Here is a 17,149-nt window from a genome sequence, read left to right as displayed (position 1 = left end):
TCGTAGGACATGCCGTTGGTTCCATTCAGTCCTTGCGCATGGAATTTCTCTTGGCGCTCGCCTTGCCCTGGGGGATCAAGAACTGTACAATGTTTTTGAACAGATCTTGACTACAAACTAAAGGAGAGAGATCAGATATGCAATCCGTAGCAGGGAAAGTAGCGTTAATTACAGGAGCAGGGCGTGGGATCGGACGCGCGGTAGCCATTGCGTTCGCGCAAGAGGGTATTCATGTCGGCCTTGTTGGACGAACGCTTGATAATTTACATAAAGTAGCGGAAGAGCTTAAGCCGTATGGCGTGAAGGTAGCCCTTGCATCAGCCGACGTGGCCGATCTGGCTTCGATTACCGCAGCGGTTGAGAGCATTCGCTCCGAGTTAGGCGCCATCGACATTCTAATTAATAACGCCGGCATAGGCAAATTCGGCGGCTTCATGGATCTGACGCCGGAAGATTGGACGAACATCATTGATGTTAACGTCAAAGGCGTGTATTACACGACACGCGCGGTATTGCCTGAGATGATTGAACGCAATACGGGAGATATCGTAAACATTGCGTCCACGGCCGGCCAGAGAGGAGCGCCTCTCACAAGCGCCTATACGGCTTCGAAGGCTGCCGTTATCGGTCTCAGCGAATCCTTAATGCTTGAGGTTCGCAAGAATAATATTCGGGTAATCACCTTGACCCCAAGCACGGTGGCAACGGATATGGCTGTGGAGCTTAAGCTAACCGACGGCAACCCAGATAAGGTTATGCAGCCTGAAGATTTGGCGGACCTGATTGTAGCGCAGCTGAAGCTGCACCGCCGTGTCGTATTGAAGCAAGCGGGACTTTGGTCGACCAACCCATAAGAGCGCAATATGAAATAGGAAACAAGCAAAAGACTGCCGAGTTATCGTCAGTCTTTTGCTTGTTGCATACGGAATAGTGTTATATATTCGATTTTATTTATAACACTCATTCGTAGACGGAGAGGTGACAATGGCAAATATTAATGACATTGCAAAGCGGGCAGGCGTTTCGGTATCAACGGTATCCAGAGTGCTGAATCATAATCCGTATGTATCGGAGGAGAAGCGGGCGGCCGTTCAGCGCGTGATCGACGAATTGGATTACACGCCAAACCGCCTGGCCGTTGATTTAATCCGTCAAGAAACAAGAACCATCGGTGTCATCATGCCCTATAATAACAATCAGGCTTTTGATCAGCTGCTTCACGGCGTGCTTAACCGTTCGGCGGAACACGATTATTCCGTTATGGTGCTGCCTACCAAATACGATCAAGTTAAAGAGCTCCGTTCCTTGGACAGGCTGAAAAATAAACAGCTTGACGGGATTATCCTCACGTCACGCTCGAATGCATGGGACGCCATTGTCCCGTATTCCAAATACGGTGCCATTGTGGCTTGCGAATATACGGATCATCCGGAGATTGGCTGCGCCTACATGGACCGGTATGCTTCTTTCGTAGACGCCTTCCGCTTATTAAGGGACAAGGGTCATACCCGTGTCGCGTTTACGACGGCAAGAGGAGAAGAGAGCAACAGTACCCGACTGACTTGCAAAGCGTATGAGCATATATTTGGCGAGCTTCCGCCTGCTTATCATATCAGCGATTGCTACAGCATGGAGGATGGAATAAGGGCAGCCAAGCAGCTGCTTCATGCTAAACGGAGGCCAACGGCTATTTACGCGAACGGCGATGAGGTTGCAACGGGGATTTACCAGTATGCAAGAAGCATCCAGCTGGAGGTACCGGAAGACTTGGCGATCATCGGCCAAGAAAATCAGCCGGTTGGAATTGGATTAGGCTTATCTACGGTTGATCATCAATTGGTGAAGGTTGGGGAACAGGCCTTTGATCTCATCGTTGAAAAATCCAGGAATAAGATCGAGATCCCGTATCACATTATTATAAGGCAATCGATTTAGCTATTGACCTGAAAAGGATTTCATACTTTAGCCTACAGACAAGAGATTCATTCTAAAGCTGTAGGAGGAAGATAGCTATGTATACGGCCCTTATTTTTGACATTGACGGCACTTTAATCAATACGGAGCAAGCGGTGTTAGGTACGATTCATGTATTTGACGGAATTGGGGAGCTGCTTGCTGAGCTTAGGGAGTACCCGGTTCTAAAAGGAGTGGTTACCTCGAAGACGAGTCAAGAGTATCTGGATGACTTTGTCCCCTTTGGTCTCGTTCGCGATCTGCCCTTTGCTTTATGCGCGGATGATACGAATCGGCATAAGCCTCATCCGGAGCCCTTGCTTACCTTTCTTGAGATCTCCGGCGCAAGGCCGGACTCAACCATTTATATCGGCGACACCGTCTACGACTACGAATGCGCCAGAGATGCCGGAGTAGATTTCGGTTTAGCGTTATGGGGATGCAGGCAGCCTGGCCTTATTCCCGCGAAGTATAAATTCGAACATCCGAAAGATATACTGACTCTTATGAATCGTCCTTAATGGCAAGGGAGATTGACCTTTCCAATCCCATTGCCAATAATAGAGAAACAACCCTTAACGCAAGCTGCATCTTATTTTGTTTCCCTAAGGAGATTTACCTTGCATGTCCATTCGTTTTAAATTGCTATTATCTTATGCGGCCATGCTGGTCATACCGCTAATCTCGATCCTGGTTATCAGTCTGCTCCTGGTTATCTTCTACCAAGGGGATGTGAAGAATCTAAAGGGCGTTTACGAAACGACGGAAAACAGGTTTGGCCACGAAGCCGTCGAGCATGCGGTCAAAGAAATCAAACGCACCTCGGTTCGGCATCCCGATTTATTGCTGGACTCGACGTATTTGAATGATATGTCCGCCGATTTGGAGAAGAACGATTCCGGTATCATCGTCAGAAGAGGCGATGCCATCTATTACCGCTCGGAAAATATGGCGCAAAGCCCTCGGCTGGCAGTTGATTTGCCGGGATATGCACGTTCGAATTCTTCAAACGGTTATACGGAGAAAAAAGAAGGAAATACGAATTATGTATTTCTGCAGTTTGACGTCATGTTTAAGGATGAACCGGTAAGCCTGTTTATTATATCGAAGGAAGATCCGCTTACCTACTTCATCCGCAAGTATTTCCCCACCTTATTTGTGTGTTCTTTGTTGATTTTGATTATTACCCATGTCCTGCTGACGACTTATATGTCCAAAAACATTATTCGCCGCCTGCGGACCTTGCGGACAGCCGCGCGGGAGATGAAGAACGGAAACCTGGACTTCAAGCTTCAGGTTGAGGGCAAAGACGAGATTGGCCAATTAAGCATGGCATTTGAGGATATGCGTTCGCGCATGCAGGAGTCCATTCAGATCCAAGCGCAATACGAGGTGAACCGCAAAGAGTTGATCGCAAGCATATCGCATGATCTGAGAACGCCGCTTACCGCCATACGGGGTTATATTGACGGGGTAATGGAAGGTGTGGCGGACACGCCCGAGAAAAGCGCCAGGTACATGAAAACCATCGATGCGAAGGCGGCGGAGCTGGAGCATCTGATCAACGAACTCTTTTTGTACTCCAAGCTTGATCTTAACCGTCAGCCATTCCAGTTTGAAGCGGTAGAGCTCCTGCCTTTTCTAAACGATTTATCGGAGGAGCTTCAATTCGAGCTTGAGAAAAAATCAATCGCGTTCGAGCCCGATATGGATGTGCCTGCCGGATATTTCGTGCGCATGGACAGGGATCAATTCAAACGCGTGCTGAACAATATTATCTCCAATAGCGTCAGGTATATGGACAAACCATTGCCGGTTATCCGGATGAAGGCTTATTTGGCGGGCCATCAAGCGGTCATGAAGATTTCGGATAACGGGATCGGGATGAAGGACAAGGATCTTGAACACATATTCGAGCGCTTCTATCGCGCCGACGAATCGCGAAGCAATAAGACGGGCGGCAGCGGTCTGGGGCTTGCCATTGCAAAGCAAATTATGGAGAGCCATAACGGAGAAATCACGGCGGCAAGCAAGTGGACAGCCGGTACAACCATCAGCTTGAGTCTGCCTATTCATTCAAGGGAAGGGGGAGGGAAATGATAAAATCGGTTTTGTTGATTGAAGATGATACAACGATTGCGGAGCTTCAGCGGGATTACCTGGAGATTAACGGGTATGAAGTGCAGGTTGCCGGGGATGGAGAAGCGGGTCTGGCCATGAGCTTGTCCGGTCTTTACGATCTGGTCATTCTGGACCTGATGATTCCCAAGATGAACGGATTTGAGGTCTGCAAGAAAATAAGGGAGAAGCAGGACATTCCGATTCTTATCGTCACTTCCCTCCATGACGATATTGACGTGATTCGGGGTTTAGGCCTTGGCGCTGACGATTATATTACCAAGCCGTTTAAGCCGGCGGAGCTGGTTGCTAGAGTGAAGGCCCATCTGGCCAGGTATGAGCGGCTGGTCGGCAAAAAGGATATCAAAAACATCATTCAAATTCGCGATTTGTATATCGATCCGGATACGCGCAAGGTCTATGTGAATGATGAAGAAGCCGTATTAACAACGAAAGAATTTGATCTGCTGTACTTCCTGGCGAGTCACCCCAACAAAGTATTTAGCAAAGAACATCTTTTTGAGCGGATTTGGGGAGTTGACGCGCTTGGGGATATGCAGACGGTTACCGTGCATATCCGGAAAATTCGCGAAAAAATTGAAAAGGACTCTGCTAACCCCGACTATATCGAAACGGTATGGGGGGCCGGCTATCGCTGCAGAGGGTAAAGAGAAGTCTGATCAGAGGATCAGGCTTCTTTATTTTTCTTCATAATAGTTAATAAAAATTTAATTGAATATTCACAGCTCGTTGAGATCTTCGCCTTACATTAGGAGAAGTTTAATTAAGGCGTGATTTACGAGAGGAGTAGTTATTCCGTTATGCAAAACATTCTTACAGCCGTCGTTCAGGGCATCATAGAAGGATTAACCGAATTCCTTCCGGTGTCTTCAACGGGCCATTTGATTTTGTCGGGAAAGCTGTTGAACTTTACCGGCGACAAGGCGGATACCTTTGAAATTATTATACAGCTTGGAGCCATTCTGGCAGTTGCCGTTATTTATTGGCGCAGAATATTAAACCTTCTGGGGATAGGGAGACTATCGCCGGACATGGCTGAAAATCAGCAAGATAAGCAGCCAGGCAAACTTAATCTTTTTCATATTATCCTTGCCTGCTTGCCTGCGATGGTGCTGGGGCTAGTTCTGCACTCGTTTATTACTTCGTATTTATTCTCCGCGTACACCGTGCTTGTAGGCTTGGTTTTCGGAGGGATCTTTATGCTGTTTGGCGAGAGCAGCAGCAAGTCTTCCGTCCAATCGACCGGAGTGGATCAGATTACTTATAAGCAGGCCATTTATATTGGATTATTTCAATGTCTGGCGCTTTGGCCTGGCTTCTCGCGCTCGGGGGCGACAATTGCGGGAGGATTGCTGGCTGGTGTTGGTTATAGAGCGGCAACCAACTTCTCGTTCCTGATTGCAATTCCGATGATGGTAGCCGCCAGCGGATTCGAATTATTAAAAAGCTATGACACCTTAACAGCGTCGGATGCGGTTTTTTTTATTACCGGCTTCCTGGTCGCTTTTGTGGTGGCGCTAGTTGCGGTTATTACGTTCTTGAAGCTCCTTGAACGCTTTAAGCTTGCGCCTTTTGCTTATTACCGCTTTGCGCTTGCAGCCGTATTTCTGGCATACCTGCTGGTTACGGGCAACTAATCGCTCTATTTTCATATTCTCGGAATAATTAAGCGTAACGGAAATCGATAGAAAAATCACAACGGCTGCCGGGCATCACGTATGACGGCAGCCGTTTTTATTAGCCAATAAAACAACCGGATTTTGGAAGAAAAAATATTTTATCGCGAATGAACAATTCCGCCCATACCGGAGTCTTTCCCTATATAGACAGGAGAGGAGAGTAAATAATGAAGCGAATTATAGAAGCAGTTATGCAAAGATCAGCCATTATTTTAATTAGCGTCGTATTAATTTTGGCATGGGGGGCCGTATCGGCGTTGCAAATGCAGCGGGATTACCTTCCCGGCATCAATAACACAACCTTAATGGTGTCCCTGCGTGCGTCTTCGTATCAAGCAGATCAAATCAAGCGGGACATTACGGCACCAATTGAGGATGCGATCCGCAAGACGAACGGAATAACGAACTTGGAGACAACCTCGTATGACGGCGGGGTATTAATGAATATTTACTATCCCATGGACTATGATATGGGCAAAGCCGAGAATGCCATCAAGCAAGCGTTAAACGATGCGGCGCTGCCCGACGGCGTAAACAAACCTGCTGTAACCAGGCTGACGTCCAGCACTTTTCCGATCTTGAGTTACAGCCTTACGTCAAACAGCGGTAAAATCGATGATTTAACTTTGCAGTCATCTACCCAGACCGACATCGTTAACCAATTAAAATCCGTTCCGGGCGTTTCCGACGTTCAGACGGTAGGGGGAGCAAACAAAGGTTATGTCGTCGTGCTCCGCATGAAGGATCTTGTGGCGAATAATCTGACTCTCGATGATTTCAATAAATCCATTACGGCAGATATTCCGAGTCTGCAAGGCAATATCGCGAATATCAAAGCGTCGTTCCCGATCAAGGTTGAGGGCTGGGATCTGACAGAAGATCAGTTGAGCAAGCTTATGATTAAAAATAAAGACGGAAACCGTGTTCCCTTATCCGCTATTGCTGCCGTCTATCCGTCTCTGACGGATGTGAAAACCGTTTCCCGCACGAACGGGAAAGCTAATGTCATGCTTAATGTCATAAAAACGCCAACCGCAACCATCACGGATGTGGCCAAGCAGGTCAAGCATCGCGTGAATCAGATCCCGGTTGTTCAGAGCGGGGACGTCAAGATGGAGTTGCTCACCGACCGCGCACATGATCTGAACAGTTCACTGTTAGGACTTGTCCGGGAAGGATTACTAGGCTGCGTGTTCTCTATGCTTTGCGTCTTATTCTTCTTCCGGAATGTGCGTTCTACCTTGTTGATAGCCGTTACGCTGCCAATCTCCCTGCTCGCAACAACGGACGTATTGAAAGCAATGGGCATTACGCTGAACATTTTGACGGTGTCCGGACTTATCGTTGCGATGGGCCGGATTGTGGATGATGCCATTGTCATCCTGGATAATATGTACCGGAGAATTCAAGAGAACAAAGACAAGCCGGTTCTTGGCGTTCTGTCCGCTGCGGTTGTTGAGATGCTGCCGGCGATTTTTGCATCAACCGCAACAACGATAGCCGTATATGTTCCTATAGCTTTGGTAGGCGGCATTATCGGGGCTTCTTATTCCGGTTTTGCCTGGTCGGTAGTTATTGCCCTGACCGTATCGTTCCTTGTTGCCATGATTGTCATCCCAACCTTTGCGATGATGGGTTGGAGCAAACCGAAGTCGGAAGCGGTAACGCTGGAGCCGCTTATGAAGCCATTGCTTCTGTCGGCACTGAAGCGCAAAAAAACCGTGGTAAGCCTCTCGCTCATTCTGTTTGTGGCTGCAGCAATCTTTGGATCGCAGCTTCCATTCAGCCTGCTCCCAAGCACCGCAAGCGGGCAGGTGGCCGTTAAGGTGGAGCTTCCGAAAGGGACTCCTTTGTCGGAGGTCGATAAAGAAGTCAAAGTCGTCGAAAACGAACTTCAACATAATGCTGGTATTGCTTCTTATACGGCTACTTTTGGCTCCAGCTTTACGCCTACGGCAGACGATGTATTTGACCAAGGCGGAGGATTTATCCAGCAGCCAAACGTTGCCAATCTTTCCATTCAGCTGAAAGACAAGAAGAGCGTCAAGGCATTTATTCCTTCTTTGCAGTCGGATTTGAATAAGGTGTCGGGCCAAGGGGCGATCACGGTCACTAATCAGAATATTGCTGGCGATGATTCGACAATCAAGATTATGTTAACCGGCGCGGACCAGCTGACGCTAGAAAAAACAGCCGGGCAAGTACGCGCGAAGCTGGTTCAAATTCCGGGACTTAGCGTGACCGGCCAGACGGATTTGACGAACGGTAATCCTAAATATGAGCTTTCGATAGATAAAGACAAGGCCCTTGCTGACGGCATTGATCCGGATGAGGTCAATAAGCTATTGCTCAGATATACCTCCAAAGCAAAGGATTTTGACATCTCGACATCAACGGGAACGGGTACGATTCCGGTGGATGTATATATCGATTCGGTCAAAGAGGGAGCAGCGACCGGCTCATCCGTGCCGGTGTATTCGCCGCAACAGGTGCTTGCCTCCTTATCGGCAGAGACTGTTAAAGGCAGCGGCGGGAAAGCTTACCGGCTCGATTCCTTTGTAACGATGCAAAAAAGCAATGCATTATCTTCCATTCAGGAGCGGGACGGCGAGCCGGTTTCAGTCGTTCAGGCTCAGATTACTTCGAGCAATATGAGCAAGGTATCCAAAGACGTGGATAAAACCTTAAAGGATCTGCAGCTTCCGGAAGGAGTAAGCTATTCGCTTGGCGGAATTACCCAGCAGGTCACGCAGATGATTATCGAGATTGTCATTGCGGTTGCCGTATCCATCTTGCTTGTGCTGCTTATTACAAGCATGGTATTCAAAGGCTGGAAGGCGCCGTTTGCCGTATTGCTAAGCATTCCGCTAGCTTTGTCCGGCATCGTGATCTCTTTGTACGCGATTCATGGCCAGTGGAATCTCGCGGCGTTTATCGGCGTGTTGATGCTCACGGGGATTGTTGTTACGAACGGTATCGTGCTTATCGATAAGATCGAGCGTAACCGAAAAGAAGGAATGGAGCTTCGCGACGCGGTTATTCAGGGCAGCTTGTCCAGAGTTCGTCCAATCTTTATGACAGCCGGCACCACGATTTTGACCTTGATTCCTCTAGCGCTCTCGCATAGCGCGGATACGGTTATTTCTCAGGTGCTTGGCATTGTGGTTATTGGAGGTATGATTACCTCCACATTAAACAGCTTCTTCATGATTCCGATTATTTACGAATGGATGCAGGGCAGAGCCGCACGAAAATCCTAATCCTTCATCAGGATGAATAGCCGATATCCGGTTCACAATAATGGAAGAAGCAAGGGGGTATACGTCATCGATATCGCAGCTTGGCTTGAACAGTATGGTTACGGAATTATTTTTCTCTCGTTATGCCTCGAAATGCTGGCCTTGCCTCTTCCTGGAGAGATTATGATGAGCTATGCGGGAATGCTCGTATTCGAGAAGAAATTGAGCTGGCTTCTTAGCATTCTGACGGCATCAGCCGGGGTTACAACCGGAATAACGCTTTCCTATTGGATCGGTTATTGGTTAGGTAAACCGTTTATAACGAAATACGGGCATCGGTTCCATATGGGTGAGGAACAAATGGAGCGCCTAACAATCTGGTTTGAGAAATACGGCGATAAGCTGTTGTTTATCGCGTATTTCATACCGGGCGTCAGGCATATTACGGGTTACTTCTGCGGAGTAACCCGTATGCCGTTTCGGCGGTATGCGATTTATGCTTATTCCGGGGCTGTCTTTTGGGTCAGCTTATTTATCTCGCTCGGAAAAGTGTTAGGTCCTAAATGGGAAGCGTACCACTCCACGGTGAACCGTTATTTGATTATCTTTGCGATTGCCTCAGGTCTGCTGTTTTTGCTCTACAATCTCTTGAAAAAGTACAAGTACCGTATCATTTCGTTCCTGCTGGATCTAGTTGGCGGAGGAGTCCGCCATGTACGCTCATTGGGGAAAGCGAAATATTTGGTGTTCGTTGCCTTTGCCGCATTCGTATTGTCTCTCTCGCTTATGTTCGGAATGATTCAAGATTATGTTGCCCAGGAGTTCGGGAAGTTTGATGAAGTGACTTATTATTTGATCCTGATGATTATCGGCTCAGGCCGGCATGACCTGATGGCGAATTTCCTGCAGATAGGCAGCATTTATCTGTATGCCCCGGTGATTGCCCTTACCCTGATCGTTATTCGATTCAAGGGCGATAACAAGCTGCTGGAAATCGTATTTGTATGCTGGACGATTGCTGGTGGTGTCGTTCTAAATGAAGGGCTTCGCATGGTCTTTCATCGGACGGGGCCCGTTTCTTCCGGTATTCCAATCACCAACACCTTTCCAAGCGAGGATACCTTTGCGGCGGTTACCGTATTGGGATTTTGCGTCTTTCTAATTTTGCGGCATTACAGCCAGGAAATCGTTCATGTCGTCCTGATTGCAGCCGCGGCGCTTCTATGCCTCTTGTTAGGGATAAGCCTCATCTATTTCAACTTGCAATATCCAAGCGATGTAGCTGCAGGTTACGTATTCGGCGGCGTTTGGGCAAGCCTAAACGTTCTAATGCTGGAAGTGAGGCGGAAGCTGCGGCGAAGCAGAGTAAGTATAGCGTAAGTTATCGGTCAGGTTTGAAAAGCTTAATCCTAATACAGCGGCAGCTGGTCACTACGACCGGCTGCCTTATTTTTTTACGAAAAAAAAGATTGATCTTGTGAACGAATTCTAGGTAAAATATGGATATTGTATGAGGAGGGATTTTATTTTGTCCATTGTGATTGTCATCGTTATTGTAGCGGCTGCCTTCATCATCATATCCAACGTGATGGGAACCTCCAATCAAAGAGGAAACCGCTCCAATGGGAGAAATAGGAGATCGGGACACACCTCGGTGGATCCGAATTTGCATTCTCCCATCATAAATAATCATTCGGATGACAATATCCACCGCCATCACCATCACGGCCAGCATCACGATCATCATCATCACTATCATGATCATGGAAGCAGCTCTTCTTCGAACGATTCCTCCTCGGGATCCGATTCGGGAGGCGGAGGATCAAGCAGCGATTAACAAAGAAGCTCCCCTCAAGGGCAATCAGGCGAATCAACCTGTTCCTGTGCGGGGGAGCTTTTTTTCTTCCAGCATCTTCTTAAGAAAAACTTAAGGTTTATCCTTAGGTTTTATTAAATAGTTTTTCTTATCCTAGAGCTTAGATTGTACAGGAGGAGAAGGGAGAATATTTCTCTATGGACCGGCAAGTAAAAATCGCTATTTTACGGCGGTATGAGTCCTATTGTTATCAGATTTGCCATTATCTTATCCAGCAAGAACCGTATGCTTCCCAGGCAGCGAAAGAGGCATTGCTCAGCATTGCCGTCGATGCTTGCTTTTTTACGGATTCCGACGAAACGCGAAAGGATAAGATCCGCCGCACCAGCATCCGTATGTCCTTGTTATGGCAAGGAAATAGCATAAAAATATAATATAAGAGCCATGGGATCGCATGCGATTCCATGGCTCTCCGTACTAGAGGCTGATGCTGCCGGTGAGCACGGCAGTTCCCCTCGGAGTTACTCCGTAAGCGTCAGGCTCTTGAGTAATGGCGATCTGATCGTAACCGGACAAATTTTTGTCGAGTGTAAGATACAGGCCGCCTTTTCCTTCGCGTGCGAGGAAGGTTCCGGCGTTTACGACGTCTTGGCCGTCCTTCATCAACCATACCTGGAACGCTTCGTTGCCTTTTAGCTCCGGAAGCTTCTCAGCTTGCACAAGAAGATGCGTTCCCTTACGGTCAATGACGATTGTAGCCAGCCCGTTGGCCACGATGTTCTGCGCAGCCGAGCTTAGGCTAACCGCTTCGTTTGGCCTAACCCCTTGCGGTGGAACCGATGAGTCCTCCAGTCTGCGATTGAGATCGGATACCTGAGTCCGAAGAGACAAGCAATAAACGAAGAGAAGAAGAACGGCAGCGGATAGCGCAATGATAGCCCATGCCGGCCTTAATCTGCGTTTGATCGAGTGTGTCTGTTTCCCAGTAACGGATTCAATAGAGAAGTGGATTACGGAAGGTGCGGCAATAGTCGCAGGGGCTTCGTTATCTGCTGCCTGCTCGCTTCCGGACACCTTGTCTGCCGAGTCGTTATTTTGCCCAAAGCCATCGCCGAGTATATGGCCTAGTATTCGGTCGCGCATGCCAGAAGGTGGTTCGACCTGTTCTGATGCCAACGGCAGCTGATCGACAATGGCAGTCAGCTCTGCCAGCTCGGCTGTGCATTGAACGCAAGTCGTCAGATGGCTCTCGAATGCTTTGCGTTCTTCGTCGTCAAGTCCTCCTAGTGCATAGAGCTCAACGTTTTCGCACAGTTTTGAATGATGGTTCATAACTTGCCCCCTCCTCTCCGATATGCCCTAGGTGGCTTCTCAACGCTTTCATTGCCAGCCGTACTCTGCTCTTGACTGTCCCGAGAGGGATTTCGCATCTCACCGACACTTCCTGATGGGTATACCCGTTAAAATAGATTAGTTCAACCACTTCCTGCTGATCACCGCTCAGCTTGCCTAGGGCATTCCGAACCTGCTCCCCGACAACGTTGGCTGCAGCCAGTTCCGCTGTATCGGAATCGGGGTCTGGAGTCTGATTCAATTGCTCGGTCTCCGCAACCTGCTGAGATGTTCGCGTTTGTCTCCGTCTAAGGGCATCGATCGCTATGTTTCTTGTAATCGTGAATAGCCAGCTAGCCAGACGGCCTTGCTCGGAATTATAACGTTCGGCTAAATTCCAAATGCGCATGAACAGCTCCTGCACGACTTCTTCCGCCAGCATGGCGTCCTTGACGATCCGGTAGGCGAACATATACACAGGGCGTTCATATCTTTCGTAGAGAAGCTTAAGAGCTTCGGGATCTTTGTCTGCGATACCCGAGAAAATCTCCAATTCCGTTCGATCCTCCGACATATACGGGCTATCCCCCTTTTATCGCCTCCTTATTATATCGAAAAGTCCCGACCCGGCATAGATTCCAGCCGGATCGGGACAAGAAGAAGGCTTTACATGGATTGAGTCAAGACAATGGACCAGTCGGCGTTATTCCATTTCAAATCCCAGCCAAGCAATTCGGCAATGAATCGGAGAGGAACCTGCGTACGTCCATCCTTAATGAATACTTTTGCGCCTAGATTCACGCTTTTTCCGTTAACTTGGGCGGTGTTTTTGCCGATCCAGAATTTCACTTTATCCGAACCTGTTTCGACAACGACTTCGTTACTCGCGGGAATCCATTGAATACTTGCTCCCAGCGCAGTAGTCAACGTTCGAAGCGAGACAAAAGTCGTACCATTCACGACGCTTGGGGCAACGTCCATCATCATGGAGGTGTTATCCACCTTTGCTGTTTTGCTATTGATTTTCAGCCAGATTGTATTTACGTGAGTGGCGGCTTTGAATAGGTCGGGTTTCTGAGCGACGATAGCTCCGCCAAGCGCTTTGCCCACTCCGAACATAAGGCTGTAGCCTTTATCGTAGCTGGCGTATAATGCCATCGCATCCTGCGCGCGGTACAGATCGAAGGCTTGCAGTACGAGTTTTTCATGCTCGGCTACGGCTGCGGTGGCTGCGGAAGCGGGAAGCTTGCCGGATGTTGCGCTTGCCAGGAAGCTTCCGAAGTCAATGGCGAATTGGCTGAGCTTGGCTCTTGCGGCTTTCATTTTCTCGTTATCTCCCTGCAAGGTAGCTTGAACGATCTCGTCCTGAGCATTAATATGATCGCCCAGCCACACTTTCTTGAAGGCTTCTCCTCCGTCTTTACCGTAGAGGGAGGTGATTGCCGCCGTAAATCCCTCGGTATTGCCGCTCTCGGCCTGAAGAATGGCAGGATAAGCAGGCGATTTGTCATAGCCTTTCTGCATACTGAGGACGGCAAGAGCGTAATGCTCGGCTGCTAGATAGTTGAGTGCGGAACGGAGGTTGCCAGCCGGCGTATCCGGGCGTGTTCCGTTGAATTTATCGGGCATTTGGGAGACAACGGCGCCGGACAAGGCGCTGCTAATCTGGAACATGAAGCTTAAGCCTTCCCGGTATTTGGCCAACGCATGGCCGTAATCCTTCGCAACATATTCATCGAACACGTCTTTCACTTGCTGCTCGTGGGTGCGGAGCACGCTTTGAGCCGTCGAGGCTGGAAGCTTGCCACCCGTTGCCGAGCTAAGGAAATTGCCCAGATCTACGGCAAATTTCTCGATTTCGGCTGCTACCTCCGCTTTGTCAGAAGCGTTGTTATTCTCAACGGCAGAGACATAGTCTTTCGTATAAGTCAAATGCCCGCTGAAAATGTCGTCAAATGCTTTTGCTCCAGTATCCCCGTATAGCGAGGCAATGGCAGGAACCATATCCTTAGCGTTCTTTTCCAGCGCGCTCTGTGCGGACATGGCATCAAAGCTGTGATCATACTTCTTGATCATGGAATCAACCGCAAGCGTAAAATGCTCCGACAATAAGTAGTCAAGCGTTGCCCTGAGCTCCACGGCCGGCGTATCGACGGTTGGTGTCACGGGCTCCGCAGCGCTAGCTGCCGATGCTCCGGCAACCACGGAGGACAGAAGAGATAAACTTAACACAGGGGCCAGCAATTTCGTTTTCAATTTCATTCCATTCACTCTCCTTGGTATAAGCTGATTGTTTCTGACAATTAGCCTAACGCAAGAATCGGAAAGCTGGATCACCTTATTTCATAATAAATATTCTGTTATTTGGATAACCGTAGCTTTAAATAAATCCCCATCGCTTTTGAGCGTTAGGCTAATCTGAAATTACTTTGACACATAGAGTAATTTCGGTTAGTATTACTCTATCAGACAGAATAGTTAGGTCAAGGAGGGCTCAGTATCATTAGGAGCGACATTATTCGCGGGCATTTGGATCCCATTATCCTACGCCTTATCCTCGAGAAGGATCGGTACGGATATGAAATTTCTAAAGAGATCAGCCTGCGGACGAAGGACAGATTCCAGATTAAAGAAGCGACGTTGTATGCGGTATTTCAAAGACTGGAGAACAAAGACCTTATCGAGTCTTATTACGGTGATGTTTCTCACGGAGGACAGAGGAAATATTACCGAATAACAACGCTTGGCAAGGCTTACTTACGGGAAATGGTTAAAGAATGGGAAGAAATCAAGGGAATTATCGACGTGTTCATGGAGGGATTGAATTGAAATCGATAAAGCAGCATGTAGACGAATTGTTTAAGGGAATTCCGGAGAGCGAGAAGAAGAAAGTGATCAAACAGGAAATCGTGGCCAATCTCCAGGAGAAGGTATTCGATCTGATGGAACAGGGGAAGGAAGAAGAGGATGCCATCAACAAAGCGATTGTCGAGTTCGGAGACATCGAGGAGATTAAGCAGCAACTTGGACACAAGCTTCCCACAAGAAGAAACAATGCCAAATTAAATCTCGGCTTTTCGATCTGGGGCAGCCTTCTCATTATCGCGCTTGTTGTATTCGTGAATTTCTATTACACGCCGGATGTGATCTGGTTCGTATACCCGACATTTGCCGTTCTCTGGTGGCCGTTGTCCATGGTGTTTAATTGGTTGCGCTTAAGGTGAGGAGGTCGACCTAATGATAGATAGGCAGCAAGTTGGATTTGCCGCTGTTGGCAGCTTGATGAGTATCTTGTTTTTTATGATCGTAAATTTTTTAACATCTCCGAGTGAAATTTGGTTTATTTACCCGGCCTTTGTGTTATTGTTCTGGCCGCTAAGTCTGGCATCCGTAAGAAAGGGCTATTACCGACTGTACTCCGTGCTCGGAAGTCTGCTTGTCATCGTCTTTCTGCTTACGATCAATTATATGAAATCTCCCGAGTTTCCGTGGATGGTATACGCCATATTTCCATTCGTCTGGTGGCCGGTAACGATATGGAGCGGATCCAAAGCAAGGACGTTAACGTTCGCCATCTTCTCGAGTATAAGTACGACTGTGTATTATGCGATCCTGAACGCCGTAATGTCACCCGAATATCCTTGGGCGATCTATCCGGCCTTTGCCGTGATTTGGTGGCCGCTCGCTTTGTACTATGTACGGAAGAAACAGTACTACTCATTTTCCATCTCCGCGAGCGCACTGATGATTGCCTTCTTTATTACGGTTAACCTGGTTTCTTCACCGGATACCATTTGGGCGATTTATCCGATCTTCGCCATTTTATGGTGGCCGCTTAGCATGTACTATTTCGGGGTCAAAAGAATAAAGAGTTGATGTACCAACTAATAAACGAAGTCCATGGGGACAGAGGGGAACAACTATGCCTACTCCAACTGTACGTCAACTAAAAAAGGACATGGCTCCTTACGAAAAATCGCATGCAAGGACCAGCATTCTGCAGATCTTGACTACCGTTTTGCCGTTTGTGATGCTTTGGTATTTAGCCTATTGGGCGATGGATATATCCTATTGGCTTACGCTTGCTCTTTCCGTTGTGGCAGCCGGTTTCGTCATTCGGATCTTTATCCTTTTTCACGATTGCTGTCATCAGTCGCTGTTCAAAAGCAAGAGGCTGAACGAAATCGTAGGAACGATTACGGGCATTCTTACCTTTCATCCTTATCATCAGTGGAAGCATGCGCATTCGATTCATCATGCTACGAGCAGTAATCTGAATAAACGGGGAACCGGGGATGTATGGATCCTCACCGTAGAGGAGTATTTAACCTCCTCCTTCTGGAGGCGTTTGGGGTACAGACTGTACAGGAATCCTTTTGTAATGTTTATTCTTGGGCCTTTCTACACGATGCTTATTGAGAATCGGTTCAACCGGAAGAATGCCAAAATCAAAGAACGACTCAATACGTATTTAACCAATCTGGGTATTGCGGGATTAGCTGCGCTGCTTTGCTGGGCGATTGGATGGCAAGCTTTCCTGCTGGTTCAAATTCCGATCTTCTATCTCTCCGGTGCAGCCGGGATCTGGTTGTTTTATGTCCAGCACCAATTCGAGGATAGTTACTTCGAGAAGGAAGAGGAGTGGGACTATGTGAAAGCAGCGGTAGATGGAAGCTCGTATTACAAGCTGCCCAAGCTGCTGCAATGGCTTACAGGGAATATCGGTTTTCATCACGTCCATCACCTTAGCCCGAGAGTACCGAATTATTATTTGGAAGAAGCGCATGAGAAAACGCCTGCTTTGCACAAGGTGACCACGATAACGATAGCTTCCAGCTTGCAAGCGATCCATTTCCGCCTATGGGATGAGGCCAACAAGAGATTTGTGGGCTTCAAGGAAATTCGTCTCATGAAACAAGTCGCTAAACAATAACCTGGATAAAATAAAACCTCTTCCCCATAAAAGGGAGAAGAGGTTTTTGCTGTTGTTG

General features: G+C 48.0%; 17 protein-coding genes. 14 read left to right on the top strand and 3 right to left on the bottom strand.

Features of this window, described 5'->3' with window-relative positions; translation table 11 throughout:
• Nucleotides 1-137: 137 nt before the first annotated feature.
• From PGL01S_RS18665 to PGL01S_RS18620, 10 genes are all read left to right on the top strand, one after another.
• Nucleotides 138-854, top strand: coding sequence for a 3-ketoacyl-ACP reductase (locus tag PGL01S_RS18665; RefSeq protein WP_127496094.1), 717 nt, complete (start codon nt 138-140; stop codon nt 852-854).
• A gap of 130 nt (nt 855-984) precedes the next feature.
• On the top strand, nt 985-1,935 hold the full coding sequence (locus tag PGL01S_RS18660; RefSeq protein WP_127496093.1) for a LacI family DNA-binding transcriptional regulator: 951 nt from the start codon (nt 985-987) through the stop codon (nt 1,933-1,935).
• Between the two features lie 77 nt (nt 1,936-2,012).
• A complete protein-coding gene (locus PGL01S_RS18655) occupies nt 2,013-2,474 on the top strand; it encodes an HAD family hydrolase (RefSeq protein ID WP_127496092.1) in 462 nt (153 codons plus the stop codon).
• A gap of 103 nt (nt 2,475-2,577) precedes the next feature.
• A complete protein-coding gene (locus PGL01S_RS18650) occupies nt 2,578-4,053 on the top strand; it encodes a sensor histidine kinase (RefSeq protein WP_127496091.1) in 1,476 nt (491 codons plus the stop codon).
• Entirely contained in the window at nt 4,050-4,739 is a 690-nt protein-coding gene (locus PGL01S_RS18645) for a response regulator transcription factor (protein WP_127496090.1), read from the top strand. The genes PGL01S_RS18650 and PGL01S_RS18645 overlap by 4 nt, the downstream gene beginning before the upstream one ends.
• A gap of 153 nt (nt 4,740-4,892) precedes the next feature.
• Nucleotides 4,893-5,729 (top strand): undecaprenyl-diphosphate phosphatase, encoded by an 837-nt coding sequence (locus PGL01S_RS18640; RefSeq protein ID WP_127496089.1) that lies wholly within the window; start codon nt 4,893-4,895, stop codon nt 5,727-5,729.
• 209 nt (nt 5,730-5,938) lie between these two features.
• On the top strand, nt 5,939-9,031 hold the full coding sequence (locus tag PGL01S_RS18635; protein WP_127496088.1) for an efflux RND transporter permease subunit: 3,093 nt from the start codon (nt 5,939-5,941) through the stop codon (nt 9,029-9,031).
• Nucleotides 9,032-9,043: 12 nt separating this feature from the next.
• Nucleotides 9,044-10,390, top strand: coding sequence for a VTT domain-containing protein (locus PGL01S_RS18630; protein WP_127496087.1), 1,347 nt, complete (start codon nt 9,044-9,046; stop codon nt 10,388-10,390).
• A gap of 148 nt (nt 10,391-10,538) precedes the next feature.
• Nucleotides 10,539-10,847, top strand: a complete 309-nt coding sequence (locus tag PGL01S_RS18625) for a hypothetical protein (protein ID WP_127496086.1) — start codon at nt 10,539-10,541, stop codon at nt 10,845-10,847.
• Between the two features lie 176 nt (nt 10,848-11,023).
• Nucleotides 11,024-11,260 carry a hypothetical protein gene (locus tag PGL01S_RS18620; protein WP_127496085.1) on the top strand — a complete coding sequence of 79 codons (237 nt, stop codon included), beginning with the start codon at nt 11,024-11,026 and terminating at the stop codon, nt 11,258-11,260.
• Between the two features lie 43 nt (nt 11,261-11,303).
• Here PGL01S_RS18620 and PGL01S_RS18615 read toward each other — a convergent pair whose 3' ends face one another.
• The 3 genes from PGL01S_RS18615 to PGL01S_RS18605 all read right to left on the bottom strand — a co-directional run bounded on the left by PGL01S_RS18615 (nt 11,304) and on the right by PGL01S_RS18605 (nt 14,420).
• Complete coding sequence (locus PGL01S_RS18615; protein WP_127496116.1) at nt 11,304-12,158, bottom strand: anti-sigma factor; 855 nt, start codon at nt 12,156-12,158, stop codon at nt 11,304-11,306.
• Complete coding sequence (locus tag PGL01S_RS18610; RefSeq protein ID WP_127496084.1) at nt 12,124-12,732, bottom strand: RNA polymerase sigma factor; 609 nt, start codon at nt 12,730-12,732, stop codon at nt 12,124-12,126. Before PGL01S_RS18610 ends, PGL01S_RS18615 begins: the two co-directional genes overlap by 35 nt.
• Nucleotides 12,733-12,824: 92 nt before the next feature.
• Complete coding sequence (locus PGL01S_RS18605; RefSeq protein ID WP_127496083.1) at nt 12,825-14,420, bottom strand: copper amine oxidase N-terminal domain-containing protein; 1,596 nt, start codon at nt 14,418-14,420, stop codon at nt 12,825-12,827.
• A 237-nt stretch (nt 14,421-14,657) separates the two neighbouring features.
• Here PGL01S_RS18605 and PGL01S_RS18600 point away from each other — a divergent pair, with 237 nt between their 5' ends.
• From PGL01S_RS18600 to desA, 4 genes are read left to right on the top strand one after another with little or no spacing between them, the layout of a single operon-like run.
• Nucleotides 14,658-14,987: a PadR family transcriptional regulator gene (locus PGL01S_RS18600; protein ID WP_127496115.1), complete on the top strand. Its 330-nt coding sequence runs from the start codon at nt 14,658-14,660 to the stop codon at nt 14,985-14,987.
• Entirely contained in the window at nt 14,984-15,382 is a 399-nt protein-coding gene (locus PGL01S_RS18595) for a permease prefix domain 1-containing protein (RefSeq protein WP_127496082.1), read from the top strand. Before PGL01S_RS18600 ends, PGL01S_RS18595 begins: the two co-directional genes overlap by 4 nt.
• 13 nt (nt 15,383-15,395) lie before the next feature.
• Nucleotides 15,396-16,034, top strand: coding sequence for a hypothetical protein (locus PGL01S_RS18590; protein WP_127496081.1), 639 nt, complete (start codon nt 15,396-15,398; stop codon nt 16,032-16,034).
• 46 nt (nt 16,035-16,080) lie between these two features.
• Nucleotides 16,081-17,091 (top strand): Delta(5) desaturase DesA, encoded by a 1,011-nt coding sequence (gene desA, locus PGL01S_RS18585; RefSeq protein WP_127496080.1) that lies wholly within the window; start codon nt 16,081-16,083, stop codon nt 17,089-17,091.
• Nucleotides 17,092-17,149: the final 58 nt, after the last annotated feature.

The organism is Paenibacillus glycanilyticus NBRC 16618, from assembly GCF_004000805.1.
In the GTDB taxonomy this organism is placed as follows: Bacteria; Bacillota; Bacilli; order Paenibacillales; family Paenibacillaceae; genus Pristimantibacillus; species Pristimantibacillus glycanilyticus.
This window is presented reverse-complemented; position numbering and strand designations above follow the sequence as displayed.

What these genes read in the sequence shown, in the direction of transcription:
- PGL01S_RS18655 (WP_127496092.1), top strand. Translation starts at nt 2,013, where the DNA reads ATGTATACGGCCCTTATTTTTGACATTGACGGCACTTTAATCAATACG.
- PGL01S_RS18635 (WP_127496088.1), top strand. Translation starts at nt 5,939, where the DNA reads ATGAAGCGAATTATAGAAGCAGTTATGCAAAGATCAGCCATTATTTTA.
- PGL01S_RS18660 (WP_127496093.1), top strand. Translation starts at nt 985, where the DNA reads ATGGCAAATATTAATGACATTGCAAAGCGGGCAGGCGTTTCGGTATCA.
- PGL01S_RS18620 (WP_127496085.1), top strand. Translation starts at nt 11,024, where the DNA reads ATGGACCGGCAAGTAAAAATCGCTATTTTACGGCGGTATGAGTCCTAT.
- PGL01S_RS18650 (WP_127496091.1), top strand. Translation starts at nt 2,578, where the DNA reads ATGTCCATTCGTTTTAAATTGCTATTATCTTATGCGGCCATGCTGGTC.
- desA (WP_127496080.1), top strand. Translation starts at nt 16,081, where the DNA reads ATGCCTACTCCAACTGTACGTCAACTAAAAAAGGACATGGCTCCTTAC.
- PGL01S_RS18605 (WP_127496083.1), bottom strand. Translation starts at nt 14,420, where the DNA reads ATGAAATTGAAAACGAAATTGCTGGCCCCTGTGTTAAGTTTATCTCTT.
- PGL01S_RS18610 (WP_127496084.1), bottom strand. Translation starts at nt 12,732, where the DNA reads ATGTCGGAGGATCGAACGGAATTGGAGATTTTCTCGGGTATCGCAGAC.
- PGL01S_RS18640 (WP_127496089.1), top strand. Translation starts at nt 4,893, where the DNA reads ATGCAAAACATTCTTACAGCCGTCGTTCAGGGCATCATAGAAGGATTA.
- PGL01S_RS18590 (WP_127496081.1), top strand. Translation starts at nt 15,396, where the DNA reads ATGATAGATAGGCAGCAAGTTGGATTTGCCGCTGTTGGCAGCTTGATG.
- PGL01S_RS18645 (WP_127496090.1), top strand. Translation starts at nt 4,050, where the DNA reads ATGATAAAATCGGTTTTGTTGATTGAAGATGATACAACGATTGCGGAG.
- PGL01S_RS18615 (WP_127496116.1), bottom strand. Translation starts at nt 12,158, where the DNA reads ATGAACCATCATTCAAAACTGTGCGAAAACGTTGAGCTCTATGCACTA.
- PGL01S_RS18665 (WP_127496094.1), top strand. Translation starts at nt 138, where the DNA reads ATGCAATCCGTAGCAGGGAAAGTAGCGTTAATTACAGGAGCAGGGCGT.
- PGL01S_RS18630 (WP_127496087.1), top strand. Translation starts at nt 9,044, where the DNA reads ATGAATAGCCGATATCCGGTTCACAATAATGGAAGAAGCAAGGGGGTA.